Genomic DNA, 26,666 nt, shown 5'->3' on the forward strand with positions numbered 1-26,666 from the left:
CCTGCCGCGCCCGCCTCGGGCAGGGCGAACGCCCCGCGAGCGCCCACCGCCATCGTCCGGCGTCGAAAACACCGGCGAACCGGCCCGCACGGGCGCGCGACGCAAGCCAACCGCCACGGCGGCACGCACCCCGCATCCCGTGCCGGCGGCCCGCTTCCCGCCCGTTACCCGAGCAGCAACGCGTCGTCGTCGAGCTGCTCGTGCCGCACCTTCTCGAACATGTGCAGCAGATCGGGCACGTCGAGCCCGCGGCGTGCATCGCCCGACACGTCGAGCACGACCTGGCCCTGGTGCAGCATCACCGTGCGGTCGCCGTAATCGAGCGCCTGCCGCATGCTGTGCGTGACCATCATCGTCGTCAGCTTGCTTTCGTTGACGATGCGCGCGGTCAGTTCCAGCACGAACGCCGCCGTCTTCGGGTCGAGCGCGGCCGTATGCTCGTCGAGCAGCAGGATCCGCGACGGCCGCAGCGACGCCATCAGCAGGCTCACCGCCTGCCGCTGGCCGCCCGACAGCAGCCCGATCCGGTCGGTGAGCCGGTTTTCCAGCCCAAGGTTCAACAGCCGCAGCTTGTCGCGAAACAGCTCGCGCGACGGCCGGTCGAGCGCCGCGCGAAAGCCGCGCCGCGCACCGCGCGCCATCGCGAGCGCCATGTTCTCCTCGATCGTCAGCGCCTCGCAGGTGCCGGCCATCGGATCCTGGAACACGCGCGCGACGAGCGGCGCGCGGTCCCACGCCGGCTGGCGCGTGACGTCGATGCCGTCGATCGCGATGCGCCCCGAATCGACGCGCTGGTCGCCGCTGACCGCATTGAGGAAGGTCGACTTGCCGGCGCCGTTCGAGCCAATCACCGCGACGAACTGGCCGTCGGGAATCTCGAGCGACAGCCCGCGCAGCGCACGCGTCTCGATCGGCGTGCCGGGATTGAACGTGAGTTTGAGGTCTTGTGCGGACAGCATGTCATGCCCCTCCGTTCTTGCGCGCGAACAGCTTCTTGCGCGTCGCCGGCAGCACCAGCGCGATCGTGACGAGCGCGGCCGTCACGAGGTTCAGGTCCTGCGCCTTCAGGCCGATGAATTCGCTGTTCAGCGCCAGCGCGATGAAGAAGCGGTAGACGATCGCGCCGAGCACGACGGCGAGCGTCGTCAGCACGAGCCGGCGCGCGGGCAGCAGCGTCTCGCCGATGATCACGGCGGCCAGCCCGATCACGATCGTGCCGATCCCCATCGAGATGTCCGCACCGCCCTGCGTCTGCGCGAACAACGCGCCTGCGAGCGCGACGAGCGCATTCGACAGCGCCATCCCGGCGAGCGTCGCCCGCCCCGTCGCGATGCCTTGCGCGCGCGCCATCCGCGGGTTCGCGCCAGTCGCACGCATCGCGAGGCCGAGCTGCGACGAGAAGAACCAGTCGAGGCCGAGCTTCGCGACCACGACGACGATCGCGAGCAGCGCCGGGCGCAGCACGTAGTCGGGCATCCAGTCCGGCTGCAGTACGGTAAAGACGGTCGGCTCGGTGATGAGCGGCACGTTCGGCCGGCCCATGATCCGCAGGTTCACCGAGTAGAGCGCGATCATCATCAGGATGCTGGCGAGCAGGTCCATGATCTTCAGCCGCACGTTGAGCCAGCCGGTGACGAAGCCCGCCAGCGCGCCGGCAACGATCGCGATCACGGTCGACGTGAACGGGTCGTGGCCGGCAGAGATCAGCGTTGCGGCGACGGCGCCGCCGAGCGGAAAGCTGCCGTCGACCGTGAGATCGGGGAAGTTGAGGATGCGGAACGAAATCAGCACCCCGAGGGCGACGAGGCTGAAGATCAGGCCGATCTCCAGCGCGCCCAGAAACGAGAACAGAGACATGATGGGGAAATCCTGTTGCTTGCCGGCCGGACGTGTACGGCCGGGCATGTATGGCCGGCAAAACGGACGGGCGGCCCGGGTAAGAGCCGCCCGTCCGGCGGTTTCGTTCAGGCCCGGATCGGGCCGGCCGCGCGCGGCGATCGCCGGCCGCGGCTTACTTGATGACCGTCTTCGCTTCCTTCACGAGGTCCGGCGACAGCGTGACGCCCTGCTTCGCGGCCGCGCCCGTGTTCACGAACAGCTCGAGGTTGCTGCTCGTCTCCGACGCGATCGCGCCCGGCTTCTCGCCCTTCAGGATGCGCGCGACGACCTTGCCGGTCTGCCGGCCGAGGTCGCCGTAGTTGATGCCGAGCGCCGCGATGCCGCCGCGCTTCACGCTGTCGGTGTCGCCGGCGACGAGCGGAATCTTCGCCTCGTTCGCGACCTTCACGAGCGCTTCGTACGCGGACACGACGTTGTTGTCGGTATTCGTATAGATCACGTCGACCTTGCCGATCAGGCTCTTCGCGGCCGGGCCGATGTCGACGGTGCGCGGCGCGGCCGCTTCCTTCAGCGTCATCCCCTGCTTCGCGAGGATCTCCTTGAGCTCCTTCACGACGACGACCGAGTTCGCCTCGCCCGGGTTGTACACCATGCCGACCGTCTTTGCCTTCGGCACGACGCGCTTGATCAGCGCGACCTGGCGGTCGAGCGGCAGCTTGTCGGACACGCCGGTCACGTTGGCGCCCGACGGACCCCAGCCCTTCACGAGCTGCGCCGCGACCGGATCGGTCACACCCGAATACACGACCGGCACGCTCTTGGTCGACGCGACGACCGCCTGCGCGGCCGGCGTCGCAATCGCGACGATTACGTCCGGCTGGTCGCCGACGAACTTGCGCGCGATCTGCGCAGCCGTGCCCGTGTTGCCCTGCGCGCTCTGGTATTCCCACTTGAGCTTGTCGTCGCCGTAGCCTTCGGCCTTCAGTTCCGCGCGCACGCCGTCGCGGATCGCATCGAGCGCCGGGTGATCGACGATCGACAGCACCTTGACGGTCTGCGCGTGCGCGGCGCCCGCCAGCGCGAGCGCAGCGACGCCGGCCGTGATCGAACGGATCGCGAAAGTCTTGAAACGCTTCATGGGTGAGTCTCCCCCGTATTTGTGTCGGTTCTGGATGATGGATTCCCGCCGCCGTCATGCAGGTGCCGAGCGCGCGTAGCCGGGTGACGGCGGAGGCGGCAGCGGCCCCGCGCGGGCCCCGGGAAGGCGCGCGGCGGCGAACGCACGAGGATACCATTTCCGCAGACCACCGCCTGACTGAACGCTTTCGCGCCCAGCACGGCCGCCGCGTGCGGGCGCGCCCGCACAATCCGCCGAAAGCCCGGCCGGCAGCCCTTTGCAGCCCGCTTCGATGCAACGCGCCAGCCGCCCGCGCCGCTTTACGCTATGCTGTCGGCCGACCCAGTCCATGCCATCGGAGGGCGTATGAAACGGGGGTTCCGTGCGGTTGCCGAGGCGGTTGCCGCGCTGACGCTGGCGCTGCCGGGCGCGGCGCTCGCGCTGACCGACGGCAACGCGCAATACGACGACTGCATGCTGGGCGCGCTGCGCGAGAGCCGCAACGGCGTGGCCGCGCAGCTGATCCAGCGCTCGTGCGACGCGCTGTACCGCAACAACGCGATGCTGCTGCCGCGCGAGCGACGCTTTCACGAGTGCGTCGTGCAATCGCTGCCGGGTGTGCGCGACAACTATGCGATCCAGCAGATCATGGCGATCTGCTCGCGGCGCGGCGAGATGTGAGCGCGCGCTGAACGCCGGACACGGCAATGAAAAAGGGCCTGCGCGATGCAGGCCCTTTCGTTTCAGCGGTCGGACAACGGTGCGGCGTTCAGAACGACGCGACCATCGAGCCCTTGAACTGCTTCTTGATGAATTCCTTCACTTCCGGCGACTGGTACGCCTTGACCAGCTTCTTCACCCACGGCTGATCCTTGTCCTTCGCGCGCACGGCGATCAGGTTCGCGTACGGGCTCGTCAGCGATTCGAGCGCGATCGCATCCTTGGTCGGCTGCAGGTTCGCGGCGAGCGCGTAGTTCGTGTTGATCACGGCCGCGTCGACGTCCGACAGCACGCGCGGCAGTTGCGCGGCGTCGAGCTCGGAAATCTTCAGCTTCTTCGGGTTCTCGGCGATGTCGAGCACCGTCGCATTGTTGCCGCCGGTGCCCGCGCCCGCCTTCAGCTTGATCACGCCTTGCGTCTGAAGCAGCAGCAGCGCGCGGTTCTCGTTCGACGGATCGTTCGGCACCGCGAGCTTCGCGCCTTGCGGCAGATCCTTCAGCGACTTGAACTTCTTCGAGTACACGCCGATCGGCGAAATGTAGGTGAGGCCCGCGCTGACGATCTTGTAGCCGCGCTGTTTCACCTGGCTGTCGAGGTACGGCTGGTGCTGGAAGCTGTTCGCGTCGAGGTCGCCCGCGTCGAGCGCCGCGTTCGGCTGCACGTAGTCGTTGAACTCGATGACCTTCACGTTCAGGCCTTCCTTCTCCTTCGCGACCTTCTGCACGACCTGCCACACTTCCGCATCCGGGCCGGCGACCGTGCCGACCTTGATCACCTTGTCGTCGGCGTGCGCGCCCGCCGACAGCGTCAGCGCTGCGCCGGTGGCCAGCACGGAAAATACCTTCAGGAGACTGCGACGCTTCATCTGTTTCTCGCTTTCTTGCTAACTGAAAAATGGGGCGCGATACGGGTATGCCCGGACTCGCACGAAGGCGCAAATGGTGTCACAGGATCGGCCGGAAGTGAAATACATCCCGCTCATATGGGTATGCACTGCGACGGTGCCGGGTGCGCCCGCGCGACCCGGCGATCGGTTGCATTTCAACGGGCGCCGCCGCCCGCTTCGGCGACCCGGAATGCGCCGACCGCGTCGCGCAGTTTCCCGGCCTGCTCCTGCAGCGACGCGGCCGCCGCCGCGGCCTGCTCGACCAGCGCCGCGTTCTGCTGCGTGACCTGGTCCATCTGCGTGACCGCGCGCCCGACCTGCGTGATGCCGCTCGCCTGCTCCTCGGACGCGGCCGCGATCTCGCCCATGATGTCGGTCACGCGCGCGACCGCCTGCAGGATCTCGCCCATCGTCGTGCCGGCCTGCCCGACCAGCGTCGAACCGTTGCGCACACGCTCGACCGAATCGACGATCAGCGCGCGGATCTCCTTCGCGGCCGTCGCGCTGCGTTGCGCGAGCGAGCGCACCTCGCCCGCGACCACCGCGAAGCCGCGGCCCTGCTCGCCGGCGCGCGCGGCCTCGACCGCCGCGTTCAGCGCGAGGATGTTGGTCTGGAATGCAATGCCTTCGATCACGCCAATGATGTCGGCGATCTTGCGCGAACTGTCGTCGATCTCGCCCATCGTGCCGATCACGCGGCTCACGACGTCATTGCCCGCCCGCGCGATCTCCGAGGCATTGTTCGCGAGCCCGCTCGCCTGCCGCGCGTTGTCGGCATTCTGCTTCACCGTCGCGGTCAGCTGCTCCATGCTCGCAGCCGTTTCCTCGAGCGACGCGGCCTGCTCCTCGGTGCGCTGCGACAGGTCGTCGTTGCCGGACGCGATCTCGCGGCTCGCCGACGCGATCGACTCGGCCGACTGGCGGATCCCGCCGATCGTCGCCTGCAGCCGCGCCTGCATGTCGCGCATTGCCGCCATCATGCTCGTGCGATCGCCGGCTCGCACCGGTACCGGCCGCGTGAGATCGCCCTGAGCGATGCGCGTCGCCAGCGCGGCTGCTTCGTCCGGCTCGCCGCCGAGGCTGCCGCGCACGTTGCGGATGATCACGAGCATCGCCGCGCTGATCACGAAGCCGATCACGAGCACGACCGCAAGGTGGCCGAACAGCGTGCGGTAGTAGACGGTATCGATGTCCTTCAGGAACACGCCGCTCGAGATGTTCCAGTCCCACGGCGCGAAGCGCGTGACGTAGCTGATCTTCGGCACCGCGGTCTCGCTGTGCGGGAGGCGGCCGCGATACTCGGCGAAGCCGCTGCCGCTCGCCTTCGCGGCGTTCAGGATCGTGACGAACAGCGGCTTGCCGTCCGAATCGAGATAGTCGCCGACCTGCGTGCCGACCAGCTTCGGCAGCGTCGGGTGCATCAGCACGACCGGCTTCGAATCCATCACGAATACGTAGCCGGACTCACCGTAGCGCATCGCGGCGAGGCTCGAGAGCGCGTCGCGCTTCGCATCGGCCTCGGACAGCGTGCCGGCCTGCGCGAGCGCGTGATACGCCTTCACGATGCCGGCCGCCGAGTCGACGAGGTTGGCGATGCCTTCCTTGCGTTCAGCGAGCATCGTCGAGCGCGTCTCGTACGCACTCCATGCACCGACGCCGAGTAGGCCGATCCATACCAGCGCAAGCGCGAGCCACAGCTTGCGGTTCAAACTCATTCTGCTCATCTGCGTGCCTTGAAGTCGAAGTCTTTGCCCGCGTTGCGCGCGCACGGCCGGTCGCGCGCAAACGGTTGCTTCCGTATTTACGGCAGCGAGGCTTTCAACTTGAATACACGCACCCGATGCGCGCAGCGCGCGTGCCACGCGCGACACCACATCGAACGGCCGCTGTGCTACAAAGATCGGCTGGCCGGTGCGCGATGCGCCGGCGACATTCCGGGGCCATTCATGTACGTCATCGACATCCACTACACCGCGTCGCTCGAGCGCATCGACGATGCACTCGAACGCCACCGCGCGTATCTGCAGCCGCTGTTGGAACGCGGGATTTTCATTGCGGCGGGCCCGAAGGTGCCGCGCGAAGGCGGCATGATTCTCGCGGCGCGCATCGATCGCGACGAACTCGACGCGATTCTCCAGACCGACCCGTTCGTGACAGAAGGGCTCGCAACCTATCGCGTGACCGAGTTCAGGATCACGCGGGCCGCGCAGGGCTTCAACGTGCCGGCGCTGCCGTAACGTCGCGCGCGTGCATGCCCGGGCGCGCGACAAGCGGCGTATCAGAAATCGTCGGAAAGCAGGAGGAATGCGTGACGGCGCAGCCCCGTCACGCGTGTCGCCGGGCCGGCGCCCGCGCGTTCATGCGGCGTGCGCCGCTCAGTCGACCAGCAGTTTCAGGTCGTGGACCCACGGGCCGGGGCCCTGGCCGTCGCGCACGAACAGGCGCAGCTTGCCGTCGCGATCGAACACGTAGCTCGCGGCCGTGTGATCCATCGTGTAGCTGCCGGGCGTATTGCCGGGCACCTTCGCGTAGTACACGCGGAAATCCTTCGTGACCTTCTTGAGCTGCGCTTCGTCGGCCGGGCGCAGACCGATGAACGACGGATCGAACGCGGGCACGTACTGGCCGAGCAGCGCGGGCGTGTCGCGCTCCGGATCGACGGTCACGAACAGCACCTGCACGCGTTTCGACGCGTCGGGCCCGAGCTGCTTCAGCGCTTCGGACAGTTCGGCCATCGTCGTCGGGCACACGTCCGGGCAGTGCGTATAGCCGAAGAACATCACGACGGCACGGCCCTTGAAGTCGGCGAGCGTGCGCACCTTGCCGGTCGTGTCGGGCAGCGCGAAGTCGCTGCCGAACTGCGTGTTGCCGGTGATGTCGAGATTCTGGAATTTCGGTGCGTTGTCGCAGCCCGTGAGCAGCGCGGCTGCCGCGAGTGCGCACGCGAGCATCCAGCCTTGGCGCGCGCGGCGCCCGAACCATGATTGGAGCATTGCGTTCAAACCGTGCGGTTACACGCCGAGCAGCGGGCGTGCATAGTGATCGACGAGCAGCGCGGCGAACAGCAGCGACAGGTAGACGATCGAGTAGCGGAAGGCCTTGCGGGCGAGTTCGTCCGAATAGTCGCGGTAGATCTTCCACGCATACGCGAGGAACACCGCGCCGAGCAGCACCGCGCTCGTCAGATAGACGGCGCCGCTCATCCCGGAAATGAACGGCATCAGCGCAACCGCGAACAGAATCACCGTATACAGCAGGATGTGCAGCCGCGTGTACTTCTCGCCGTGCGTGACCGGCAACATCGGCAGCCCCGCATTCTCGTAGTCCTTGCGGCGATAGAGCGCGAGCACCCAGAAATGCGGCGGCGTCCACACGAAGATGATCAGCACGAGGATCCACGCATCGCCCGGCACCGCACCGGTGACGGCCGCCCAGCCAAGCGCCGGCGGCATCGCACCCGACGCGCCGCCGATCACGATGTTCTGCGGCGTCATCGGCTTGAGCAGCAGCGTGTAGATCACCGCGTAGCCGACAAACGTCGCGATCGTCAGCCACATCGTCAGCGGGTTCGTGAACGTATAGAGCGTCCATGCGCCGACGCTGCCCAGCACGGCCGAGAACAGCAGGATCTGCGGGGTCGTGATCTCGCCGCGCGCGGAGGGTCGCCACGCGGTGCGGCGCATCATCGCGTCGACCTTTTGCTCGACGAGGCAGTTGATCGCGAACGCGGCGCCGGCCAGCAGCCAGATGCCGACCGTGCCGCCGATCAGCACGTGCCACGGCACCATGCCCGGCGTCGCGAGAAACATGCCGATCACCGCGCAGAACACCGCGAGCTGCGTGACACGCGGCTTCGTCAGCGCCATGTACTGCGAAAACCGGCTACCGGGCGATTGGGAAAGGGTGCTTTGCATGGGGACGGTCACGCCGGGGCGGCGTCGCGCGCGGGCTGCACGACACGGCCGGGGCGGCTTGAAAGGATGCGAAAGTTTAACATGACGACGAGCAGCAGCAGGACCGCGGCGCCGCCGTTGTGCGCGACGGCAACCGGCAGCGGCCACTGCAGCACGATGTTGGTCAGGCCCGTCAGGAACTGCACCAGCACGACCAGCAGCACACCGTTCGCCGGACGCCGCAGCGACTCGAAACGGCGCATCTTCAGCGCGAACGCGACCAGATACGCGACGACGACGAACGCGAACGTGCGGTGAGTCCAGTGAATCGCGACCAGCGCGTCCTGCGTGATCGCCTCGCCGTCCTTCGTCATTCCGAGCGCGCGCCACAGGTGGAAGCCCTGGCCGAAGTTCATCGGCGGGATCCACTGGCCGTTGCAGGTCGGGAAATCGGTACAGGCCAGCACCGCGTAGTTGGTGCTCACCCAGCCGCCGAGCGCGATCTGCACGACCAGCAGCACCAGCGCCGCGAGCGCGGCCGCGCGGTACCGGCCGGCTTCCGGATCATGCGACGGCAGCGGCGTCTGCCGCGCCGCGAGCCAGCCGAGCGTGCCGAGCAGCGTGAGCCCGAGCAGCAGATGGGTCGTGACGATCACCGGCTGCAGCTTCATCGTGACCGTCCACGCGCCGAACACGCCCTGTACGACGATCAACAGCAACAGGCTCGTCGGCCACCAAGGCGACACGTGCAGCGGACGGCGGCGCAGCCGCGCGGACCACGCGATCACGACCTGCGCGATGATCAGCACGCCGATCGCCATCGCGAAATAGCGGTGGATCATCTCGATCCATGCCTTAGTCATGCTGACGGGGCCGGTCGGCATCGCCTGGTGGGCGGCCGTGATCGCCGCGTGAGCGATGAACGGCGACGACGTGCCGTAGCAGCCCGGCCAGTCCGGGCAGCCGAGGCCCGAATCGGTGAGCCGCGTGAAGCCGCCGAACATCACGAGGTCGAGGGTCAGGAACGTGGTGATCCACACCAGCTTGCGAAACTTGTCGTCGTCGGCCTTCACCCACACGTACGACAGCGGCAGCAGCGCAATGCACAAGCCGATCAGGCCGAGTTGCAGTAGATACGACATCGAATGGTTGCCTCGTCGTCTCGCGTTAGCCGATGCTCGACCACTTCAGCAGCTTCGTCACGTCCGCCTTGATCTTGCTGGGATTCGGATTCTTCGGGAAGCGCATCATCAGGTTGCCGTTCGGATCGACCATGTAAAGGTGGTCGCTGTCCTTCGTGCCGGTGTCGGCCGGCAGCCACGCGGCGACCGCGGCCGGATCCGCGACGAGGCGGCGCGTGTCGGGATACGCGTCGAGCACCTTCTGCGGGATCGCGCCCGCATCGCTGCGCAGCCACACCATCGTGATCCGGTGCCGCTCGCCGGCCTGCGTGACGCGGATCTGGCGCATGAAATAGAGCTTCTGCGCGCACGCGTCGTCGCACGCGCTGCGATCGGTCATCACGAACAGCCACACGCCGCGCAGCGACGACAGCGGCACCGTCTTGCCCGTTTCGTCGGTGACCTGCAGATCCGCCGGGATCGGCCGCTGCGGCTCGATCAGCGTGCCGTAGTTGGTCGAACCGCCCTTCGGCTTGATCACGTAGTAGGTGAAGTACGACGCGATGATCGGCGCCGCGCATACGAGCCCGAGCAGTACGAGCATCCAGCGGCCGCGCTTGCGGGCCGCCGGTGAAACCGGCGACGCGGCCGGACTCTGACGGGAAGATTGCATGGACAAATCAGACCTCTCGAAACGAACCCGCGGCGCTGCCGCCGCGTCGGGGCTGCGCTCACGCGCCGGCCGACTTCTTCGCCGCACGCCGCGCGGCGTACAGGCCGAAACCGAGCGCGGCCGCCGCGATGCCCCACCACTGAAACATGTAACCGTAATTGCGCTCGACGCCGGTCGTCGCCGCCGGCCAGTCGCGCACGAGCTTGTCGCCGTCGTCGCTCGTCTGCTGGATCACGAACGGCTGCAGCGGCAGCCCCGTTTCCTTCGCATATGCGGCGACATCCAGGTTCTGCCGGATCTTCTGGTGCGCAGCCGACCCGCCTTCGCCGAGCTCGAATGCACGGGACGCGTCGGCGCGCGCGATGCCTTCGATCTCGATGTCGCCCGCGGGCGTCGCGAACGGCTCGATCGCCGTGCGATCGGCGATGTTGCGCGGCAGCCAGCCCCGGTTCACCAGCACGGCGCCGCCGCCCGTGAGTTTAAACGGCATCACGACGTAAAAACCCGGCTGGTCGTTATACGGCCGATTGTCGAGGAACACCGCTTGCTCGGGCACGAAGCGGCCCCTCGCCCGCACCCGGTGGAACTCGATCGACGCGAGCGGGATCGGCTCCGCGCCGACGTCGACGGGCGCCGCGTGCTCGAAGCGGACGATGTTCGCCTGCAGCGCTTCCTTCTGGTGCGCGCGGTCGCGCTGCCAGAAACCGAGGCGTATCGCGCCCGCGACGACGACGAGAACCAGCAGCGCAGGCAGCCAGCGAATCTTCATCGGGCTGCCCGCGAAACGCATTCGCGAAAGCGAAGTGCGATAATTATCCTCTTCCTTTCGAATTGCCGTCGTCCGGTTCGTGTCATGCACATACTCGTTCCCATCGCCTTCGTCCTGATCATCGCCAGCATGGGCTCGGCGCTGTATTTCATGATGCACGACCGCGGCCATACGAAACGCATGGTCTGGTCGCTCGCCACCCGCGTCGGGTTGTCGGTGTCGCTGTTCCTGTTCATCCTGTTCGCGAACTGGATGGGCTGGATCCATTCGACCGGCCTGCCGATCGGGCGTTGATACATCCGCCGCCGCTGTGACATTTCGCCGCACAGCGGTGCCACCAAGCAAAAGCGCCGCCTGACTGAGTCGCGGCGGCGCCGGTGGCGTTGAGCACGGGCAGCCGGCCGCTGCCCCGTCCCCGCCAATGAAAACGGCCCGCGCATCGCTGCGCGGGCCGTCGTTGCATTTACAGCCAGTAGACGACGACGTACAGGCCGAGCCAGACGACGTCGACGAAGTGCCAGTACCACGCGGCGCCTTCGAATGCGAAGTGGTGATCGGGCTTGAAGTGGCCGCGGATCATCCGCACCAGCACCACCGCGAGCATCGTGCCGCCGAGGAACACGTGGAAACCGTGGAAGCCGGTCAGCAGGAAGAACGTCGAGCCGTAGACGCCCGAGTTCAGCGTCAGGTTCAGTTCGTTGTACGCGTGGTAGTACTCGAAGCCTTGCATGAACAGGAAGCAGATACCGAGCACGAGCGTCGCGGCGAGCCATGCGATGGCCTTCTTGCGGTGATCGTCGCGCAGCGCGTGGTGAGACACCGTCAGCGTCACGCCCGATGCCAGCAGGAACGCGGTGTTCAGCGTCGGGACCGGCCACGGGCCCATCGTCTTGAAGTGCCCGGCGAGCGCGGCGGGGCCTTCGTTCGGCCACACGGCGGAGAAGTCCGGCCAGATCAGCTTGTAGTCGAGGCTGCCGAGCTGGTGCAGCGCGATTTCGCGCGCATAGAACAGCGCACCGAAGAATGCGCCGAAGAACATCACTTCGGAGAAGATGAACCAGCTCATGCTCCAGCGGTACGACTTGTCGACGTTCTTGCCGTAGTGACCGCCTTCCGATTCGGCGATCGCGTCGCCGAACCAGTGATACAGCGTGAAGAGCAACCACAGCAGGCCAAGCAGCGCCGTGTACGGAGCCCAGTCGTGACCGTTGATCCACAGCGCCACCGACCCGAGCATGACCAGCAGGCCGACGGCCGCGCTGATCGGATGCTGCGACGGATGCGGCACGAAATAGTACGGGGTCTGGTTTTGACCGCTCATGCTTGATTCTCCACTTCAGTCCAATTTGTGTACCGGAAACCGCTCCGGCTGTATTTCTTGCGCGGCGCGACGGCCGCCGCTCTTTCCCGCACGCAGCGCCGGGGCGCTGCGCACTGCATTCTTTCGCGGCTCCGGCCTCAGCCGACGACCGCTCGCACGATCAGGATCAGCACGCCGATGAACACGCCGGCCGCGATCAACGCGACGATCAGCACGTGCAGCGGATTCAGCTGCGTCGCATCGGCCTCCAGGTCGCGCCGCTTGCGCACGCCGAAGAACGACCACAACACCGCTCGCAACGCCTGGCCGAACGACCCGCCCCGCTTGGTTTCCGTCATCGCCCCGTCTCCGTCGTCATGCGGCCGGCTTCGCCGCGCCCTGCTCCGCCGTCTTGCGCGGTGCGGGCGCCGGCGCGGCCGGCGTATTCAGCTCGAAGAACGTGTACGACAGCGTGATCGTCTTCACGTCCTTCGGCAGCTTCGGATCGATCACGAACACCACCGGCATCTTGCGCGACTCGTTCGCGGCCAGCGTCTGCTGCGTGAAGCAAAAGCACTCGATCTTCTTGAAGAACTCCGTCGCCTGCTTCGGCGCGTAGCTCGGAATCGCCTGGGCGACCACCGGCCGGCCCTGGCCGTTGGTCACGTCGTAGACGATCGTCGTCAGTTCGCCCGGATGCACGTCGAGGCTATTGTGCTCGGGCTTGAAACCGAGCGGGCCGCGCGCATTCGCATCGAACTCGACCGACACGGTGCGGCTGTAGTCGACCTGCGTGCTCTTCGCCTCGCGTTCGCTGACATCGCGCTGCACCAGATTGTTGATGCCGGTGATCTGGCAGATCGCGCGATACATCGGAATCAGCGCGAAGCCGAAGCCGAACATCAGCGCGGCCACCACGAAGAGCTTCACCAGCATCGAACGATTGAACGCCCGATCGACGGCGCCCTCTTCCGGCTTCGACATACGACTACATCCTCGCTACTGCGTCAGTTACTGCATCAGTGAGTGGACAGCCACCACTGCTTGATCACGACACCCACAAAAAAAACGGCGGCGATGACGAGCAGGGTGAGGCCGAGCCGCTTGTTGCCCGCGCGAATCTGCTCGGGCGTTCGTCTTTCTTGTGGATTCCGGTTCATCTGAAACTTCGCTGAAACTTCGCTGGTCCATCGATCCGGCGCCCGCCGCGCCTGCCTGCACGGCAGGCAGCGGCGGAGCGCACGGTGATGCTTATTCGACGTGCGGCGGTTGCTCGAACGTGTGGAACGGAGCCGGGCTCGGCACCGTCCATTCGAGGCCCGTCGCGCCGTCCCACGGCTTGTCCGACGCCTTTTCCAGCTCGCCGCCGCCACGATATGCCGGCAGCGCGACTGCGAACAGGAAGTACACCTGCGCGAGGCCGAAGCCGAATGCGCCAATCGTCGCGACCTGGTTGAAGTCCGTGAACTGCGCCGGGTAGTCCGCATAGCGGCGCGGCATGCCCGCGAGACCGACGAAGTGCATCGGGAAGAACGTCAGGTTGAAGAAGATCACCGACGACCAGAAGTGGATCTTGCCGCGCGTCTCGTTGTACATCCAGCCCGTCCACTTCGGCGACCAGTAGTACCAGCCCGAGAACAGCGCGAACAGCGAGCCGGCCACCAGCACGTAGTGGAAGTGCGCGACCACGAAGTACGTGCCGTGGTACTGGATGTCGAGCGGCGCCATCGCCAGCATCAGGCCCGTCAGGCCGCCGAACGTGAACACGAACAGGAAGCCGATCGCAAACAGCATCGGCGTTTCGAACGTCATCGAGCCGCGCCACATCGTCGCGAGCCAGTTGAACACCTTCACGCCCGTCGGCACCGCGATCAGCATCGTCGCGTACATGAAGAACAGCTGGCCGGTGACCGGCATGCCCGTCGCGAACATGTGGTGCGCCCAGACCATGAACGACAGGATTGCGATCGAAGCGGTCGCGTACACCATCGAGCTATAGCCGAACAGCGTCTTGCGTGCGAACGCGGGGATCACCTGCGACACGATCCCGAACGCCGGCAGAATCATGATGTACACCTCGGGGTGGCCGAAGAACCAGAAGATGTGTTGGTACATCACCGGGTCGCCGCCGCCTGCCGCGTTGAAGAACGACGTGCCGAAGTGGCGATCGAACAGCACCATCGTAATCGCGCCTGCCAGAACCGGCATCACGGCGATCAGCAGGTACGCGGTGATCAGCCAGGTCCATGCGAACATCGGCATCTTCATCAGCGTCATGCCCGGCGCGCGCATGTTCAGGATCGTCACGACGATGTTGATCCCGCCCATGATCGACGACGCACCCATGATGTGGACCGCGAAAATCGCGAAGTCCATGCCCGGGCCCATTTGCGTCGACAGCGGTGCGTACAGCGTCCAGCCGGCAGCCGTCGCACCGCCCGGCGCGAAGAACGAACCGACCAGCAGCACGGCCGCGACCGGCAGCAGCCAGAAGCTGAAGTTGTTCATCCGCGCGAACGCCATGTCGGACGCGCCGATCTGCAGCGGAATCATCCAGTTCGCGAAGCCGACGAACGCCGGCATGATCGCGCCGAACACCATGATCAGGCCGTGCATCGTCGTGAGTTCGTTGAAGAACTCCGGACGCATGATCTGCAGGCCCGGCTCGAACAGCTCGGCGCGAATGCCGAGCGCCATCACGCCGCCCGACAGGAACATGATGAACGAGAACAGCAGGTACAGCGTACCGATGTCCTTGTGGTTGGTGGCGAACAGCCAGCGGCGCCAGCCGTGCGGCGCTTCGTGCGCGTGGTCGTCGTGCGCGTGGCCCGCGGCTACGTCGTGCCCGATGCTAGACATGAGAATCTCCTAATGCGAATACGTCGACTAACTCAGCGACACGTCAAGCCGCCGGCCCGATCTCGACACGCCGGGCTTCCTTGGCGTCAGCCCCGCCCGTGATCGTTTCCGGCTTTTTGAGAATAATGTGGTCTTCCGCCACGCCTGCTGCCTTCAGCGCGTCGCGCACGGCCTGTGCGCGATGCTTCGCGAGTTCGGCGTTCGCGTCGGCCGAGCCCGTCTTGTCGGTGAAGCCCGACAGCGCGAGCTTCGCGTCCGGATGTGCCTTCGCATAGTCGGCCGCCGCTGCGATCGCCGCTTTCGCGTCGGCCGGCAGCACGCTCTTGCCCGTTTCGAAGTAGATCGTCGACAGTGCCGCCGCGGCCGACGCGGACGCTGCCGCCGGCTGCTCGGCCGCGCCCGATGCCGCTTGCGCAGGCGCCGCTTCGGCCGGCGCCGCCGCGCCCGCGGCGTCTTCCGGCATCTTGCCGTTGCGCGCGTCAGCCACTTGCTTCGGCTGCAGCAGGTCGTTCTTGTGGTTGCCCCACGAATTGCGCTCGTACGTGATGACCGACGCGATGTCGAGGTCCGACAGCGACGCCCACGACGGCATCGCCCCCTTGCCGTGCAGCACGCGCTCGACGTGGCCGGCGATCGGGCCGTTCACGATCGGGCTGCCGTCCATCGCGGGGAACGCGCCGAGGCCCTTGCCGTTCACCTGGTGGCAGGCCGCGCAGTTCGCCTTGTAGACTTCCTCGCCGTGCGCGACGAGTTCGGCCATCGTGTAAACCTTGTTCGGATCGACGGATGCGCTGGCGAGCTTCGCCTTCTGCGCGGTGACCCACTTCGCGTAGTCGTCTTCCGACAGCACTTCGACGACGACCGGCATGTACGCATGTTCCTTGCCGCACAGCTCGGTACAGAAACCGCGGAACGTACCGACCTTGTCGGCCTTGAACCACGTGTCGCGCACGAAGCCGGGGATCGCGTCCTGCTTCACGCCGAACGCGGGCACGTACCACGAGTGGACGACGTCGTTCGCGGTCGTGATGATGCGGATCTTCTTGTTGACCGGCACGACGAGCGGGTTGTCGACTTCCTGCAGATAGGTTTCGGTGATGGCCTTCTTGCCCATCACTTCGTCGCGCGGGGTGGTCAGCGTCGACAGGAAGCCGATGCCCTCGCCCGGGCCCTTCACGTAGTCGTAGCCCCACTTCCACTGGTAGCCGGTGACCTTGATCGTGAGATCGGCGTTGGTCGTGTCCTTCATCGCGACGACGGCCTTCGTGGCCGGCAGCGCCATCAGCACGACGATGATGAACGGCACGATCGTCCAGATGATTTCGACGGTCGTGCTCTCATGGAAATTGGCAGCCTTGTGGCCTTTGGATTTGCGGTGCGCGAAGATCGAATAGAACATCACGCCGAACACGCCGACGAAGATCACCGTACACAGGATCAGCATCATCGTGTGGAGATCGTAGAGCTCCTCGGCGATCTTCGTGACCGGCGGCTGAAAGTTGATCTCGTTGACGCGGGGGCCGCCCGGGCTATCACCGACCGCCAGAGCAGCGCCGGCAAAGAGCAATCCGCTGCATGCCAGCACGCCCGTGAGGGCTCGCTTGATTGTTTTCATAGCATCCTTACCCAAAATTTCCATTCAAACCCTCCCCCGTCGCAAGCCGCCCGCCCGTTCCGGCCGGTGCCCGCGCTTCGTCAGCCGCAGCGCCTGAGCGACACGCGCAGCTCGTCGGCGAACTGCGCACGCTTGTACTGCGCGAGATGCTGCCCGATTACGACGGTCTGCCCACGCGATACCAGTCGAATCGGATCGCGCGGCGTCGCACCCGGCTCGACCCGCACCCAGCGCGGGTTGAATTCGATCTGCGTGAACCGCTCCGCATCCATCCGCTCGATCACGAGCCGGTGCGGAAACAGCCTGATGCGCTCGTAGTCGACCGCATGACGGGCATAGATCGCAAACGCGATTCCGACCGCCAGCAATTCGACTCCGGTAAAGGGCATGACGAGCCAGGCCCCACGCCACATCAGCAATGCCGCGATCACCAGCGAGAAGCCCGCGAGCGACGCGTAAAACAGCATGAACTGGCGCGGCGACACCGAACAGTTGCGTTTCATCAGCCAGTCCGCGAGGACCGGTTCGCTGTTCGTCGTCTCCGCCAACACCCTCGCTGCTTCCATCGCCGCCTCACGCGAATGGCATGCGATGCATGCCTGCATCGGACTCGTCGGCCCGTATTGCGGGGACCCCGGGACGACAAGCTGACGCATTATAGGCGGGTTCAATGGCATCCACAAGCAAGCGGCTATCGGCCCGCGAGCCAAGCGCCACAAGCTTCCCGGCCATTTTTCGCATCAATTCGACCCCGCTTTGCGCCGCTAATTTCGGACATAACAAAACCCCTCTTTACCGCTTTACCGATTCTTCGGACGCCCCTTTCCGATATCTTCGATGCGCACGATCCCGTGCCCTTCCGCGGTCGTACGCGGCACCGCTTTCCACGCGTGGCCGTAGATCACTTCGAACGTCAGCGCGATCGTGCCGTCCGCGCGCCGCCGCGCCTCCAGCGCGTCGCCGAGCGCCGCGCGAAAGCGTCGTATCGCGTGCGCCGGCACCGTACGGTCGAACGGATACGCGCCCCAGCGGCGCACGTCGGCCAGCAGCGAATCGGGGGTCTTGTACGTGACGGTCAGCACTTCCTGGTCCATCACCGGTATCTCGAAGCCGCTCTCGACGAGCATGTCGCCGAGGTCGTGCATGTCGACGAAATCGATCACGCGCGCGGCCGCCGGTGCGATGCCGAGGGCCGCTTCGGCATCCGCGCAGGCTGCGCGCAGCTCGCGCAGCGTGTCGGGGCCGAGCGTGCTGAACATCAGCAGGCCGTTGACGCGCAGCACGCGCTGCCACTCCGGGAAGACGGTATCGGGACGCGAATGCCAGTGCAGCGCGAGGTTCGACCAGATCAGGTCGAACGCGCCGGCCGCGAACGGCAGCACCGAGAAATCGGCCTGCGCGACCCGCGGGCCGCGCTGGCCCAGCGCCCGGCCGAGCGACGCAGGCAGCCAGCGGCGCCAGCTCGTCTGCTCGACCTCGCGTTCGCCGGCCCGCGCGAGCATCGCACCCGACAGATCGACGCCGAACACCGGCGCCTCGGGGAAGCGCGCGCGCAGCGCCGGCAGGTCGTCGCCGGGGCCGCAGCCCGCGTCCAGCACGGCCGCGGGGCTCACCTTGATGTATTCGAGGCGCTCGTTCATCCGCTGCGCGATCTCGCGCGGCAGGAACGCGACCGCGTCGAACGTGGCGGCACGGCGATCGAAGATGCGCCGCAAACGCCGGGCGTCATTGGCCGGACGGCCGGTTGAAGTCGAAGCTGGGGACATGTCGGGCACACTGGCGAAGAGCCCGAAGTATACTCGCTCGCCTCGCAGCCTTCAGCGAGGCGGGCCCGTCAGGAGTGTTCGCGATGGATCGCAGTTCCGCCCCGCGCCCGCTGCGCGTCGTTTTGTCGCAGATTGGCATGCTCGCTGCGCGCATCGGCGCACTGGCGTTGCCGAATCGATGCGCGTTGTGCGGCAATTTGTCACACACGGTGATTTGCGTGCCGTGCGACGGCGCGTACTGGAATGAAACGCGGCTGCGCTGCGACGTCTGCGCGGTGCCGCTGAGCGTCCGCACCCCGCGGCCGCGCGCGGCGAGCGGCCCGCACGCGGGCGACGGGCGTGCGTCCGCGTACCGTTGCGATGCGTGCCGCGCGACTCCGCCGCCGTTCGATGCGACGCTGGCGCTCGCCGATTACCGCGCCCCGCTCGACGCGCTCGCACGCGGCCTGAAGTTTCATGCGCGGCTCGCGCTCGGCGCGGAATTCGCCGCGCGGCTCGCGCGGCAGGTCGACGACACTGACGCGATACGCGCCGCGGGCAGCCTCGACGTAATCGCGCCGGTGCCGCTGTCGCGCGCACGGCTCGTCGCCCGCGGCTACAACCAGGCGTGGGCGATCGCGCGGCCGCTCGCGCGCCGGCTCGGCGTGCACGCCGACGCGGCGCTGCTCGCGCGCGTGACCGACACTGCGCCGCAGTCGCGGCTGGACCGGCGCGCGCGGCGTGACAACGTGCTCGCGGCATTCGCGGTGACAGGCGATGTCGCCGGCCGTCACGTGGCGCTCGTCGACGACGTGATGACCTCCGGCGCGACGCTCGCGGCGGCCGCGCAAGCATTGAAGGCGGCCGGTGCCGCGCGCGTGACGAATCTGGTTGCGCTGCGCACCGCCAGGGATTAATTAGATAGACAGTAGAGAGGCCGTCCGCACGCGGACGCGGCCGTCACGAACCGGCCGGCCGGGAACGAGCAGATGTCGCTCCGCCCCGGCCGGCCCAGCCAGACCCAACCATGTTCAACGTCGTCCTCGTCGCCCCCGAAATTCCGCCGAACACCGGCAACGTGATTCGCCTGTGCGCCAACACCGGCGCGCGCCTGCACCTGATCGAGCCGCTCGGCTTTCCGCTCGACGACGCGAAAATGCGCCGCGCCGGCCTCGACTATCACGAATATGCGGAAATGCGCGTGCACCGCGACTGGGACGCGTTCGTCGCGGCCGAAACGCCCGATCCCGCGCGGATGTTCGCGTTCACGACCCGCGGTTCCGGGCGCTTTCACGACCACGCGTTCGTGCCCGGCGACTGGTTCGTGTTCGGCTCGGAGACGCGCGGCCTGCCGGCCGACTTGCTCGAGCGCTTTCCGAACGAACAGCGCGTGCGCCTGCCGATGCGGCCGGGCAATCGCAGCCTGAACCTGTCGAACACGGTGGCCGTGGTCGTGTTCGAGGCGTGGCGCCAGGCCGGCTTCGAAGGCGGCGCCTGACGCGCACGCTACTGCGGCGCGGCGCCGGAAAGCGCCGCTAGCGGCCCGCTAGCCGCGCGCGATACAGGTCGTGTATGTCGGACGAAAAGCACGCGAATATCACGCGCGCGAGGTTCGGCGCCTGCGGAAGCGTTTCGATCACCGTACCGACCGCGATGTCGACGGCCTCGTCGGCCGGATAGCGATAGATGCCGCAACTGATCGCGGGAAAGGCAATCGACGTCGCCGCCACGTCCTCGGCCAGCTCGATCGCGCGCCGGTAGCACGCGGCAAGCAGGTCGGGCTCGCCGCGCGCGCCGCCGTGCCATACCGGGCCGACCGCATGAATCACGTACCGTGCCGGCAGCGCGTGGCCGCGCGTGAGCTTCGCGTCGCCGGTCTCGCAGCCGCCGAGCGTGCGGCACTCCGCCAGCAGGCCCGGGCCGGCCGCGCGATGGATCGCGCCGTCGACCCCGCCGCCGCCGAGCAGCGAACCGTTCGCGGCATTGACGATCGCGTCGACGTCGAGCGTCGTGATGTCGACGAGTTGCGCGTCGAGCGTGGTGGAACCGATCTGGAGCATGACACCCTCGCGAAGCGCCGGAGATGCTTCAAGCGTAGTGCGCTTTGGCGCCGCGTGCTTTGCGCGAACGCGCGGCTGCAACAGCCCGAATGATGTTCGTCAACCGTACTGGCGTCGCGCGCATGCGGAGCACCAGCGCTGACGGCTGCGTCACCGGTCTGCGATCCGTGAACCCGGTCCGCCGGCGGTCATTCGGCGCGTGCGTCGCGCCGCAGCAGCCCGCTCACCGCATCGCGCGGTGCAACGCCGTCGAACAGCACGCCGCACACGGCCTCGGTGATCGGCATTTCGATTGCCTGCGCGCGCGCCAGCGCGAGCACGGCCTGCGCACACCGCACGCCCTCGGCCACATGGCCCAGCGCACCGAGGATGTCGTTCAGCGAGCGGCCGGCCGCGAGTTGCAGGCCGACCGTGCGATTGCGCGACAGGTCGCCCGTCGCGGTGAGGATCAGATCGCCGAGGCCCGTGAGGCCCGTGAAAGTTTCGGCGCGGCCGCCGAGCGCGACGCCGAGGCGCGACATTTCGGCGAGGCCGCGCGTAATGAGCGCAGCGCGCGCGTTCAGCCCCAGACCGAGGCCGTCGGCGATGCCGGTCGCGATCGCCAGCACGTTCTTCACCGCGCCGCCAACCTCGACGCCGACGACGTCGTCGCCCGTATAGATCCGCATCGCGCCGTGATGAAACGCGGCGAGCGTGCGCTCGCGGCATTCGGCGGAAGCGCTCGCGACCGTCAGCGCGACGGGCAGCGCAAGCCCGACCTCGCGCGCGAAGCTCGGCCCCGACAGCACGCCGTTGCTGTGCTGGCCGGGCAGCTCGGCCGCGATTACCTGGTGCGGCAGCAGATGCGTGTCGGCTTCGAAGCCCTTGCAGACCCACACGACGTGCGCGGGCACGCAGCCGGCGTCGCGCATTGCGCCGAAGAGTGTGCGCAGGCCGGCCACCGGCGCGGCGATTACGCACAATGCGTCGTCCGCGGCGCCATGCGCGAGCGCGGCGCCGAGATCGGCGTCGTAGCGCAGCGCATCGGGCAACGCGATGCCGTCCAGATAGCGGGAATTTTCGTGCCGGGCCTGCAGCCCGGCGATCAGCGCGGCGTCGCGCGCCCACAGAAGCGTATCGTGCCGCGCGGCCAGATGGCCCGCGAGCGCGGTGCCCCAGGCACCGGCGCCGAGAACGGCTACTTTCATACCCAGCACCGGTCCGGAGTCAAACGTCAGTTCAGCGTCGTGCCATTCGGCGCGCCGTTCGGTGCGGCTGCCGCACCGGCCTGCTGCTGAAGCTGCGCGAGACGCTGCTCGTACAGCGCCTGGAAGTTGATTTCCGCCAGGTGGATCGGCGGGAAGCCCGCACGCGTGATCGCGTCCGCGATGTTCGAGCGCAGGTACGGGAACAGGATCGTCGGGCACGCGATGCCGACGAGCGGGTCGAGCTGTTCGTCCGGAATGTTGCGAATGTCGAAAATGCCGGCCTGCTTCGCTTCGATCAGGAACGCGACCTTGTCCTTCACCTTCGCGGTGACGGTGCCCGACACGACGACCTCGAACACGCTTTCCGCGAGGCGCTCGGCCTTGACGTCGACTTCGACTTCAACCGACGGCATGTCCTGCTCGAGGAAGATCGCCGGCGAATTCGGCTGCTCGAGCGACATATCCTTCAGGTAGACGCGCTGAATGTTGAAGAACGGTTGGTTTTCGACGTCGGACATGGTGTTTCCCTAAAAATGGTGGCGAGGCGGCCGGCTTCATGCCGGCCACCCCGGTTGGATCCTGTGCGCCCAGAGCCGCGGCGCGGCCGGCGGCCATTCTGCCCTAATCAGGCCGCTTGCAGAAGCGGCACGAGGCCGCCTTCGCGGTCGAGCTTCGACAGATCGTCGTAACCGCCGACGTGCGTGTCGCCGATATAGATCTGCGGCACCGTGCGCCGGCCCGTGCGCGCCATCATCTCCTCGCGGCGGGCCGGATCGCGGTCGATCAGTACCTTTTCGATCTGCTCGACGCCGCGCAGCTTCAGCAGGCGCTCGGCCTGCATGCAATACGGACACACCTGCGTGCTGTACATCAGAACCTTGTTCACTTCGCCACTCCTTGTTTGACGACCGGCATCCCGGCCTGCTGCCAGGCGGCGACGCCGCCTTCCAGCACGTGTACCTCGGCATAGCCCGCCGCCTCGACCTCGCGCGCCGCCTTTTGCGACTGCTGACCGTTCTGGCAAACGAGCAGCACGGGGGTGCTCTTGTTCTTCGCAACCTGCGCAATTTTCGCGCCGATCTCGCCGGCCGCGACCTGGCGCGCGGACGGCAGATGGCCAGCGGCGAAGTCGGACGGCGCGCGCAGGTCGATCACGACCGCGTTGCGGCGATTGATGAGCTGCGTCGCTTCCGCAGCCGACAGGCCGCCGCGGCCGCGGCGCAGGGCCGGCCACGCAAGCAGGCCGCCGGAAACCAGCAGGATCGCGATAAGGGCCAGGTTCGTGTAATTGGTAAAGAACGTCACGGAAAGCCGCCGGAAAAAGAGAAATCGGAAAAGGACAATCCCGCCATTATAAAATAACCGTCTTGCGCGATGGCGGGCCCGGACCGGGCGCCGCGCGCCGCGCCCCGCTTCCCTCTCACTACCGACCGCAAGATCCATGTACAAACTCGTTCTCATCCGCCACGGCGAATCGACGTGGAACAAGGAAAACCGCTTCACCGGCTGGGTCGACGTCGACCTGACCGAACAGGGTCGCAACGAGGCCTACCAGGCCGGCGAATTGCTCAAGGAAGCCGGCTACACGTTCGACATCGCATACACGTCGGTGCTCAAGCGTGCGATCCGCACGCTGTGGCACGTGCAGGACAAGATGGACCTGATGTACCTGCCGGTCGTCCACTCGTGGCGCCTGAACGAGCGCCACTATGGCGCGCTGTCGGGCCTGAACAAGGCGGAAACGGCCGCGAAATTCGGCGACGAGCAGGTGCTCGTGTGGCGCCGCAGCTACGACACGCCGCCGCCCGCGCTCGAGCCGACCGACGAACGTGCGCCGTTCAACGACCCGCGCTACGCGAAGGTGCCGCGCGAGCAGCTGCCGCTCACCGAGTGCCTGAAGGACACGGTCGCGCGCGTGCTGCCGCTGTGGAACGAGTCGATCGCGCCGGCCGTGCGCGCGGGCAAGCAGGTGCTGATCGCCGCGCACGGCAACTCGCTGCGCGCGCTGATCAAGTATCTCGACGGCATTTCCGATAGCGACATCGTCGGGCTGAACATCCCGAACGGCGTGCCGCTCGTCTATGAACTCGACGAGAACCTGAAACCGATCAAGCACTACTACCTCGGCGATCAGGAAGCAATCGCGAAGGCGCAGGCCGCCGTCGCGAAGCAGGGCAAGGCGGGCTGACGCCCGTCGCGGCGGGCAGGCCGCCATTCGCGCGGCCTGCCGCCGGCCGCGTCGGCGCGCGGCGCGAACCTTCACGGCTCCGATGCTGTCGAAACCGCTTTCGACTTCGCCGCACATCCGGCGGCACCCGCCGGGCCCCGGGACCGGGCCTCCGGCGCTTTTCGCGCCGTTCCACTGAGTATTCGGACGAACAGTTATACTTGTCCGCTACATCCCCGCTACCGCCACGCGCTTCCCGACCGCACCAGACTCTCTATGCGAATGAAATTGAAGAACATCGGCCTGATTGCCGCGGGCCTCGCCACGGGCGTATTCGCGACGCTGCAGATCTCGGCGTCTGCCGAGCAGACCGTCACCGCGCCGCTTCCCCTCGACCAGCTCCGCCTCTTCGCGGAAGTGTTCGGCCAGATCAAGCGCGAGTACGTCGAGCCGGTCGACGACAAGAAGCTGCTGACGGCGGCGATCAAAGGCATGGTGTCGAGCCTCGACCCGCACTCGTCGTTCCTCGACAAGACCGACTATGACGAGCTGCAGGAGCAGACGAAGGGCCGCTTCGCGGGTCTCGGCATCGAGATCTCGCAGGAAGACGGCCTCGTCAAGGTGATCTCGCCGATCGAGGACACGCCCGCGTTCCGCGCCGGCATCCGTCCGGGCGATCTGATCACGCGCATCAACGACAAGCCGGTGCGCGGGATGACGCTCGACAAGGCCGTCAAGCAAATGCGCGGCGAGCCGGGCACCAAGGTCACGCTGACGATCTTCCGCAAGAGCGACGACCGCACGTTCCCGATCACGGTCACGCGCGCGATCATCAAGGTCCAGAGCGTGAAGATGAAGATTCTCGACCCGGGCTACGCATACATCCGGATCACGAGCTTCCAGGAGCGCACGACGCCCGATCTCGCCGCAAGACTGCAGGACATCGCACGCCAGCAGCCGAACCTGAAGGGCCTGATCCTCGACCTGCGCAACAACGGCGGCGGCCTGCTGCAGAGCGCGGTCGGCGTCGCCGGCGCGTTCCTGCCGCCCGACTCCGTCGTCGTGTCGACCAACGGCCAGATTCCCGATTCGAAGCAGGTCTACCGCGACACCTACGACAACTATCGCCTGCCGTCTTTCGACGGCGATCCGCTGAAGAATCTGCCGCCGATCTTCAAGACCGTGCCGATGGTCGTGCTGACGAACGCGTATTCGGCGTCCGCGTCGGAAATCGTCGCCGGCGCGCTGCAGGATTCGAAGCGCGCGCAGATCATGGGCAAGACGACGTTCGGCAAGGGCTCGGTGCAGACGGTTCGCCCGATGACGGCCGATACCGCACTGCGCCTGACGACCGCCTACTACTACACGCCGAGCGGCCGATCGATCCAGAACAAGGGCATCACGCCCGACGTGCCGGTCGATCAGTACGCGGACGGCGATCCGGACGACGTGCTGGTGACGCGCGAGGTCGACTACACGAACCACCTCGCGAACACGCAGGACCCGAACGAGAAGAAGGAACAGGAAGAGCGCGAGCAGCGCCGGATGGATCAGCTGCGCGTCCTCGAGGAGCAGAACGACAAGAAGACGCCGGAGCAACGCCAGAAGGATCGCGATCGCAAGCCGATCGAGTTCGGCAGCGCCGACGACTTCATGATGCAACAGGCGCTGAACAAGCTCGAGGGCAAGCCGGTGCAGGAATCGAAGTCGCTGCTCGCCGAGAGCACGACCAAGAGCCCTGCGGCGAAGGCCGCGTCCGCCGCGAAGGCGTCGGGCGCGAAGGCCGCCGCACCGAAGGCCGCGTCGGCGCCGCAGTAAGCGCCGGCCGGCATCCGACGGGCCATCGCGGGAAGACCGCGATGGCCCGTTTTTCATGTGCGCCTAGAATACGCAGACACACGCGAAACGCGCCCGCGCCGCCGCCGGCGGCCTGCATCGCCCGACTTCCCCATGAACGACGATCAACTCCTCCGCTATTCCCGTCACATCCTCGTCGACGAAATCGGCATCGAGGCGCAGCAGCGCTTCCTCGACGCGCATGCGATCGTCGTCGGCGCGGGCGGACTCGGCTCGCCGGCCGCGATGTATCTCGCGGCGTCCGGCGTCGGCACGATCACGCTCGTCGACGCCGACACGGTCGACCTCACGAACCTGCAGCGGCAGATCCTGCACGCGACGGCGTCGGTCGGCCGCAGCAAGGTCGAATCGGGCCGCGACACGCTCATGCGGCTGAACCCGGAAGTGACGATCGATGCGGTCGCCGCACGCGTGGACGACGCGTGGCTCGACGAACACGTGCCGCGCGCGAGCGTCGTGCTCGACTGCACCGACAATTTCGCGACACGCCATGCGATCAATCGCGCGTGCGTCGCGCACGGCGTGCCGCTCGTGTCCGGCGCTGCGCTGCGCTTCGACGGCCAGATCAGCACGTTCGACTTCCGCGACCCTGCCGCGCCCTGTTACGCGTGCGTGTTCCCGGAAGACCAGCCGTTCGAGGAAGTCGCGTGCGCGACGATGGGCGTGTTCGCGCCGACGGTCGGGATCATCGGCGCGATGCAGGCGGCCGAAGCGCTGCGCGTGATCGGCGCGATCGGCACGACGCTCAGCGGCCGGCTGATGATGCTCGATTCGCTGCGGATGGAATGGACGACGATGAAGATCGCGCGACAGGCCGATTGCCCCGTGTGCCAGCGGCGGCACTGACGCGCGCAATGC

General features: G+C 66.9%; 31 protein-coding genes. 8 read left to right on the forward strand and 23 right to left on the reverse strand.

What is annotated here, in order from left to right; all coding sequences use genetic code 11:
• Window positions 1-164 precede the first annotated feature (164 nt).
• The 3 genes from WK25_RS13660 to WK25_RS13670 form a co-directional block, all read right to left on the reverse strand.
• Entirely contained in the window at window positions 165-959 is a 795-nt protein-coding gene (locus tag WK25_RS13660; protein ID WP_059544716.1) for an ABC transporter ATP-binding protein, read from the reverse strand.
• A gap of 1 nt (window position 960) precedes the next feature.
• Window positions 961-1,857: an ABC transporter permease gene (locus tag WK25_RS13665; protein ID WP_040142082.1), complete on the reverse strand. Its 897-nt coding sequence runs from the start codon at window positions 1,855-1,857 to the stop codon at window positions 961-963.
• Window positions 1,858-2,011: 154 nt separating this feature from the next.
• Window positions 2,012-2,977 carry an ABC transporter substrate-binding protein gene (locus WK25_RS13670; protein ID WP_069241774.1) on the reverse strand — a complete coding sequence of 322 codons (966 nt, stop codon included), beginning with the start codon at window positions 2,975-2,977 and terminating at the stop codon, window positions 2,012-2,014.
• Between the two features lie 345 nt (window positions 2,978-3,322).
• Here WK25_RS13670 and WK25_RS13675 point away from each other — a divergent pair, with 345 nt between their 5' ends.
• Window positions 3,323-3,637, forward strand: a complete 315-nt coding sequence (locus WK25_RS13675) for a VF_A0006 family four-cysteine protein (protein ID WP_040142087.1) — start codon at window positions 3,323-3,325, stop codon at window positions 3,635-3,637.
• A gap of 88 nt (window positions 3,638-3,725) precedes the next feature.
• Here WK25_RS13675 and WK25_RS13680 read toward each other — a convergent pair whose 3' ends face one another.
• Window positions 3,726-4,541: a MetQ/NlpA family ABC transporter substrate-binding protein gene (locus tag WK25_RS13680; protein ID WP_040142089.1), complete on the reverse strand. Its 816-nt coding sequence runs from the start codon at window positions 4,539-4,541 to the stop codon at window positions 3,726-3,728.
• 176 nt (window positions 4,542-4,717) lie between these two features.
• Window positions 4,718-6,286, reverse strand: a complete 1,569-nt coding sequence (locus WK25_RS13685; RefSeq protein ID WP_069241775.1) for a methyl-accepting chemotaxis protein — start codon at window positions 6,284-6,286, stop codon at window positions 4,718-4,720.
• Window positions 6,287-6,508: 222 nt separating this feature from the next.
• On the opposite strand from WK25_RS13685, the gene WK25_RS13690 reads away from it, so the two are divergent.
• The gene (locus tag WK25_RS13690; RefSeq protein ID WP_040144798.1) at window positions 6,509-6,799 is read left to right on the forward strand and encodes a YciI family protein; all 291 of its coding nucleotides are present in this window, start codon (window positions 6,509-6,511) and stop codon (window positions 6,797-6,799) included.
• A 138-nt stretch (window positions 6,800-6,937) separates the two neighbouring features.
• Here WK25_RS13690 and WK25_RS13695 read toward each other — a convergent pair whose 3' ends face one another.
• From WK25_RS13695 to WK25_RS13715, 5 genes are read right to left on the reverse strand one after another with little or no spacing between them, the layout of a single operon-like run.
• Window positions 6,938-7,555 carry an SCO family protein gene (locus tag WK25_RS13695; protein ID WP_069241776.1) on the reverse strand — a complete coding sequence of 206 codons (618 nt, stop codon included), beginning with the start codon at window positions 7,553-7,555 and terminating at the stop codon, window positions 6,938-6,940.
• 18 nt (window positions 7,556-7,573) lie between these two features.
• The gene (cyoE, locus tag WK25_RS13700; RefSeq protein WP_040142097.1) at window positions 7,574-8,476 is read right to left on the reverse strand and encodes a heme o synthase; all 903 of its coding nucleotides are present in this window, start codon (window positions 8,474-8,476) and stop codon (window positions 7,574-7,576) included.
• An 8-nt stretch (window positions 8,477-8,484) separates the two neighbouring features.
• Window positions 8,485-9,597 (reverse strand): COX15/CtaA family protein, encoded by a 1,113-nt coding sequence (locus WK25_RS13705; protein ID WP_040142099.1) that lies wholly within the window; start codon window positions 9,595-9,597, stop codon window positions 8,485-8,487.
• Between the two features lie 25 nt (window positions 9,598-9,622).
• Entirely contained in the window at window positions 9,623-10,249 is a 627-nt protein-coding gene (locus tag WK25_RS13710) for an SCO family protein (protein ID WP_069241777.1), read from the reverse strand.
• Window positions 10,250-10,307: 58 nt separating this feature from the next.
• Window positions 10,308-11,018 carry an SURF1 family protein gene (locus WK25_RS13715; protein WP_040144799.1) on the reverse strand — a complete coding sequence of 237 codons (711 nt, stop codon included), beginning with the start codon at window positions 11,016-11,018 and terminating at the stop codon, window positions 10,308-10,310.
• 84 nt (window positions 11,019-11,102) lie between these two features.
• On the opposite strand from WK25_RS13715, the gene WK25_RS13720 reads away from it, so the two are divergent.
• Window positions 11,103-11,312, forward strand: coding sequence for a twin transmembrane helix small protein (locus WK25_RS13720; RefSeq protein ID WP_006752055.1), 210 nt, complete (start codon window positions 11,103-11,105; stop codon window positions 11,310-11,312).
• A gap of 169 nt (window positions 11,313-11,481) precedes the next feature.
• On the opposite strand, the gene WK25_RS13725 is transcribed toward WK25_RS13720, so the two are convergent.
• The 8 genes from WK25_RS13725 to WK25_RS13755 form a co-directional block, all read right to left on the reverse strand.
• Window positions 11,482-12,339 carry a cytochrome c oxidase subunit 3 gene (locus WK25_RS13725; RefSeq protein ID WP_040142103.1) on the reverse strand — a complete coding sequence of 286 codons (858 nt, stop codon included), beginning with the start codon at window positions 12,337-12,339 and terminating at the stop codon, window positions 11,482-11,484.
• Between the two features lie 137 nt (window positions 12,340-12,476).
• Window positions 12,477-12,677 (reverse strand): DUF2970 domain-containing protein, encoded by a 201-nt coding sequence (locus WK25_RS13730; protein ID WP_040142106.1) that lies wholly within the window; start codon window positions 12,675-12,677, stop codon window positions 12,477-12,479.
• A 16-nt stretch (window positions 12,678-12,693) separates the two neighbouring features.
• The gene (locus WK25_RS13735; RefSeq protein ID WP_040142108.1) at window positions 12,694-13,302 is read right to left on the reverse strand and encodes a cytochrome c oxidase assembly protein; all 609 of its coding nucleotides are present in this window, start codon (window positions 13,300-13,302) and stop codon (window positions 12,694-12,696) included.
• A 35-nt stretch (window positions 13,303-13,337) separates the two neighbouring features.
• A complete protein-coding gene (locus WK25_RS31715; protein ID WP_006752059.1) occupies window positions 13,338-13,478 on the reverse strand; it encodes a cytochrome oxidase small assembly protein in 141 nt (46 codons plus the stop codon).
• 91 nt (window positions 13,479-13,569) lie between these two features.
• Window positions 13,570-15,177, reverse strand: coding sequence for a cytochrome c oxidase subunit I (gene ctaD / locus WK25_RS13740; protein WP_069241778.1), 1,608 nt, complete (start codon window positions 15,175-15,177; stop codon window positions 13,570-13,572).
• A 43-nt stretch (window positions 15,178-15,220) separates the two neighbouring features.
• Window positions 15,221-16,816, reverse strand: a complete 1,596-nt coding sequence (gene coxB / locus WK25_RS13745) for a cytochrome c oxidase subunit II (protein WP_040142111.1) — start codon at window positions 16,814-16,816, stop codon at window positions 15,221-15,223.
• Window positions 16,817-16,872: 56 nt separating this feature from the next.
• Entirely contained in the window at window positions 16,873-17,397 is a 525-nt protein-coding gene (locus WK25_RS13750; protein WP_052111011.1) for a DUF2244 domain-containing protein, read from the reverse strand.
• 195 nt (window positions 17,398-17,592) lie between these two features.
• Window positions 17,593-18,558 (reverse strand): methyltransferase domain-containing protein, encoded by a 966-nt coding sequence (locus tag WK25_RS13755; RefSeq protein WP_040142115.1) that lies wholly within the window; start codon window positions 18,556-18,558, stop codon window positions 17,593-17,595.
• Between the two features lie 83 nt (window positions 18,559-18,641).
• Between WK25_RS13755 and WK25_RS13760 the strand changes: the two genes are divergently transcribed.
• Complete coding sequence (locus WK25_RS13760; protein ID WP_069241779.1) at window positions 18,642-19,454, forward strand: ComF family protein; 813 nt, start codon at window positions 18,642-18,644, stop codon at window positions 19,452-19,454.
• 110 nt (window positions 19,455-19,564) lie between these two features.
• Entirely contained in the window at window positions 19,565-20,035 is a 471-nt protein-coding gene (gene trmL / locus WK25_RS13765) for a tRNA (uridine(34)/cytosine(34)/5-carboxymethylaminomethyluridine(34)-2'-O)-methyltransferase TrmL (protein WP_040142119.1), read from the forward strand.
• A gap of 37 nt (window positions 20,036-20,072) precedes the next feature.
• Here the strand turns inward: trmL and WK25_RS13770 are convergent, their stop codons facing one another.
• The 5 genes from WK25_RS13770 to WK25_RS13790 all read right to left on the reverse strand — a co-directional run bounded on the left by WK25_RS13770 (window position 20,073) and on the right by WK25_RS13790 (window position 23,089).
• Window positions 20,073-20,597 carry an O-acetyl-ADP-ribose deacetylase gene (locus tag WK25_RS13770; protein ID WP_040142121.1) on the reverse strand — a complete coding sequence of 175 codons (525 nt, stop codon included), beginning with the start codon at window positions 20,595-20,597 and terminating at the stop codon, window positions 20,073-20,075.
• Window positions 20,598-20,785: 188 nt separating this feature from the next.
• Window positions 20,786-21,784, reverse strand: coding sequence for an NAD(P)H-dependent glycerol-3-phosphate dehydrogenase (locus WK25_RS13775; RefSeq protein WP_040142122.1), 999 nt, complete (start codon window positions 21,782-21,784; stop codon window positions 20,786-20,788).
• A gap of 26 nt (window positions 21,785-21,810) precedes the next feature.
• Window positions 21,811-22,302, reverse strand: coding sequence for a protein-export chaperone SecB (gene secB, locus WK25_RS13780; RefSeq protein WP_040142124.1), 492 nt, complete (start codon window positions 22,300-22,302; stop codon window positions 21,811-21,813).
• Window positions 22,303-22,409: 107 nt separating this feature from the next.
• A complete protein-coding gene (gene grxC / locus WK25_RS13785) occupies window positions 22,410-22,670 on the reverse strand; it encodes a glutaredoxin 3 (RefSeq protein WP_040142126.1) in 261 nt (86 codons plus the stop codon).
• Window positions 22,667-23,089 carry a rhodanese-like domain-containing protein gene (locus WK25_RS13790; protein ID WP_040142128.1) on the reverse strand — a complete coding sequence of 141 codons (423 nt, stop codon included), beginning with the start codon at window positions 23,087-23,089 and terminating at the stop codon, window positions 22,667-22,669. Before WK25_RS13790 ends, grxC begins: the two co-directional genes overlap by 4 nt.
• Window positions 23,090-23,225: 136 nt before the next feature.
• Between WK25_RS13790 and gpmA the strand changes: the two genes are divergently transcribed.
• From gpmA to WK25_RS13805, 3 genes are all read left to right on the forward strand, one after another.
• The gene (gene gpmA, locus WK25_RS13795; RefSeq protein ID WP_040142130.1) at window positions 23,226-23,972 is read left to right on the forward strand and encodes a 2,3-diphosphoglycerate-dependent phosphoglycerate mutase; all 747 of its coding nucleotides are present in this window, start codon (window positions 23,226-23,228) and stop codon (window positions 23,970-23,972) included.
• Between the two features lie 255 nt (window positions 23,973-24,227).
• Window positions 24,228-25,769, forward strand: a complete 1,542-nt coding sequence (locus WK25_RS13800; RefSeq protein ID WP_040142132.1) for a S41 family peptidase — start codon at window positions 24,228-24,230, stop codon at window positions 25,767-25,769.
• Between the two features lie 132 nt (window positions 25,770-25,901).
• Window positions 25,902-26,654 (forward strand): HesA/MoeB/ThiF family protein, encoded by a 753-nt coding sequence (locus WK25_RS13805; protein WP_040142134.1) that lies wholly within the window; start codon window positions 25,902-25,904, stop codon window positions 26,652-26,654.
• Window positions 26,655-26,666 lie beyond the last annotated feature (12 nt).

Origin of the sequence: Burkholderia latens (genome assembly GCF_001718795.1) — a bacterium.
Classification (GTDB): domain Bacteria; phylum Pseudomonadota; class Gammaproteobacteria; order Burkholderiales; family Burkholderiaceae; genus Burkholderia; species Burkholderia latens_A.

Bases quoted from the DNA above. Each gene is read 5' to 3' on its own strand.
- WK25_RS13675 (WP_040142087.1), top strand. From the start codon at position 3,323: ATGAAACGGGGGTTCCGTGCGGTTGCCGAGGCGGTTGCCGCGCTGACG.
- WK25_RS31715 (WP_006752059.1), bottom strand. From the start codon at position 13,478: ATGAACCGGAATCCACAAGAAAGACGAACGCCCGAGCAGATTCGCGCG.
- WK25_RS13805 (WP_040142134.1), top strand. From the start codon at position 25,902: ATGAACGACGATCAACTCCTCCGCTATTCCCGTCACATCCTCGTCGAC.
- WK25_RS13730 (WP_040142106.1), bottom strand. From the start codon at position 12,677: ATGACGGAAACCAAGCGGGGCGGGTCGTTCGGCCAGGCGTTGCGAGCG.
- WK25_RS13800 (WP_040142132.1), top strand. From the start codon at position 24,228: ATGCGAATGAAATTGAAGAACATCGGCCTGATTGCCGCGGGCCTCGCC.
- secB (WP_040142124.1), bottom strand. From the start codon at position 22,302: ATGTCCGACGTCGAAAACCAACCGTTCTTCAACATTCAGCGCGTCTAC.
- cyoE (WP_040142097.1), bottom strand. From the start codon at position 8,476: ATGCAAAGCACCCTTTCCCAATCGCCCGGTAGCCGGTTTTCGCAGTAC.
- WK25_RS13680 (WP_040142089.1), bottom strand. From the start codon at position 4,541: ATGAAGCGTCGCAGTCTCCTGAAGGTATTTTCCGTGCTGGCCACCGGC.
- WK25_RS13770 (WP_040142121.1), bottom strand. From the start codon at position 20,597: ATGCTCCAGATCGGTTCCACCACGCTCGACGCGCAACTCGTCGACATC.
- WK25_RS13755 (WP_040142115.1), bottom strand. From the start codon at position 18,558: ATGTCCCCAGCTTCGACTTCAACCGGCCGTCCGGCCAATGACGCCCGG.
- ctaD (WP_069241778.1), bottom strand. From the start codon at position 15,177: ATGTCTAGCATCGGGCACGACGTAGCCGCGGGCCACGCGCACGACGAC.
- WK25_RS13695 (WP_069241776.1), bottom strand. From the start codon at position 7,555: ATGCTCCAATCATGGTTCGGGCGCCGCGCGCGCCAAGGCTGGATGCTC.
- WK25_RS13725 (WP_040142103.1), bottom strand. From the start codon at position 12,339: ATGAGCGGTCAAAACCAGACCCCGTACTATTTCGTGCCGCATCCGTCG.
- coxB (WP_040142111.1), bottom strand. From the start codon at position 16,816: ATGGAAATTTTGGGTAAGGATGCTATGAAAACAATCAAGCGAGCCCTC.
- WK25_RS13710 (WP_069241777.1), bottom strand. From the start codon at position 10,249: ATGCAATCTTCCCGTCAGAGTCCGGCCGCGTCGCCGGTTTCACCGGCG.
- WK25_RS13665 (WP_040142082.1), bottom strand. From the start codon at position 1,857: ATGTCTCTGTTCTCGTTTCTGGGCGCGCTGGAGATCGGCCTGATCTTC.
- WK25_RS13660 (WP_059544716.1), bottom strand. From the start codon at position 959: ATGCTGTCCGCACAAGACCTCAAACTCACGTTCAATCCCGGCACGCCG.
- WK25_RS13750 (WP_052111011.1), bottom strand. From the start codon at position 17,397: ATGCAGGCATGCATCGCATGCCATTCGCGTGAGGCGGCGATGGAAGCA.
- WK25_RS13760 (WP_069241779.1), top strand. From the start codon at position 18,642: ATGGATCGCAGTTCCGCCCCGCGCCCGCTGCGCGTCGTTTTGTCGCAG.
- trmL (WP_040142119.1), top strand. From the start codon at position 19,565: ATGTTCAACGTCGTCCTCGTCGCCCCCGAAATTCCGCCGAACACCGGC.
- WK25_RS13720 (WP_006752055.1), top strand. From the start codon at position 11,103: ATGCACATACTCGTTCCCATCGCCTTCGTCCTGATCATCGCCAGCATG.
- WK25_RS13690 (WP_040144798.1), top strand. From the start codon at position 6,509: ATGTACGTCATCGACATCCACTACACCGCGTCGCTCGAGCGCATCGAC.
- WK25_RS13715 (WP_040144799.1), bottom strand. From the start codon at position 11,018: ATGAAGATTCGCTGGCTGCCTGCGCTGCTGGTTCTCGTCGTCGTCGCG.
- gpmA (WP_040142130.1), top strand. From the start codon at position 23,226: ATGTACAAACTCGTTCTCATCCGCCACGGCGAATCGACGTGGAACAAG.
- WK25_RS13775 (WP_040142122.1), bottom strand. From the start codon at position 21,784: ATGAAAGTAGCCGTTCTCGGCGCCGGTGCCTGGGGCACCGCGCTCGCG.
- WK25_RS13685 (WP_069241775.1), bottom strand. From the start codon at position 6,286: ATGAGCAGAATGAGTTTGAACCGCAAGCTGTGGCTCGCGCTTGCGCTG.
- WK25_RS13705 (WP_040142099.1), bottom strand. From the start codon at position 9,597: ATGTCGTATCTACTGCAACTCGGCCTGATCGGCTTGTGCATTGCGCTG.
- WK25_RS13670 (WP_069241774.1), bottom strand. From the start codon at position 2,977: ATGAAGCGTTTCAAGACTTTCGCGATCCGTTCGATCACGGCCGGCGTC.
- WK25_RS13735 (WP_040142108.1), bottom strand. From the start codon at position 13,302: ATGTCGAAGCCGGAAGAGGGCGCCGTCGATCGGGCGTTCAATCGTTCG.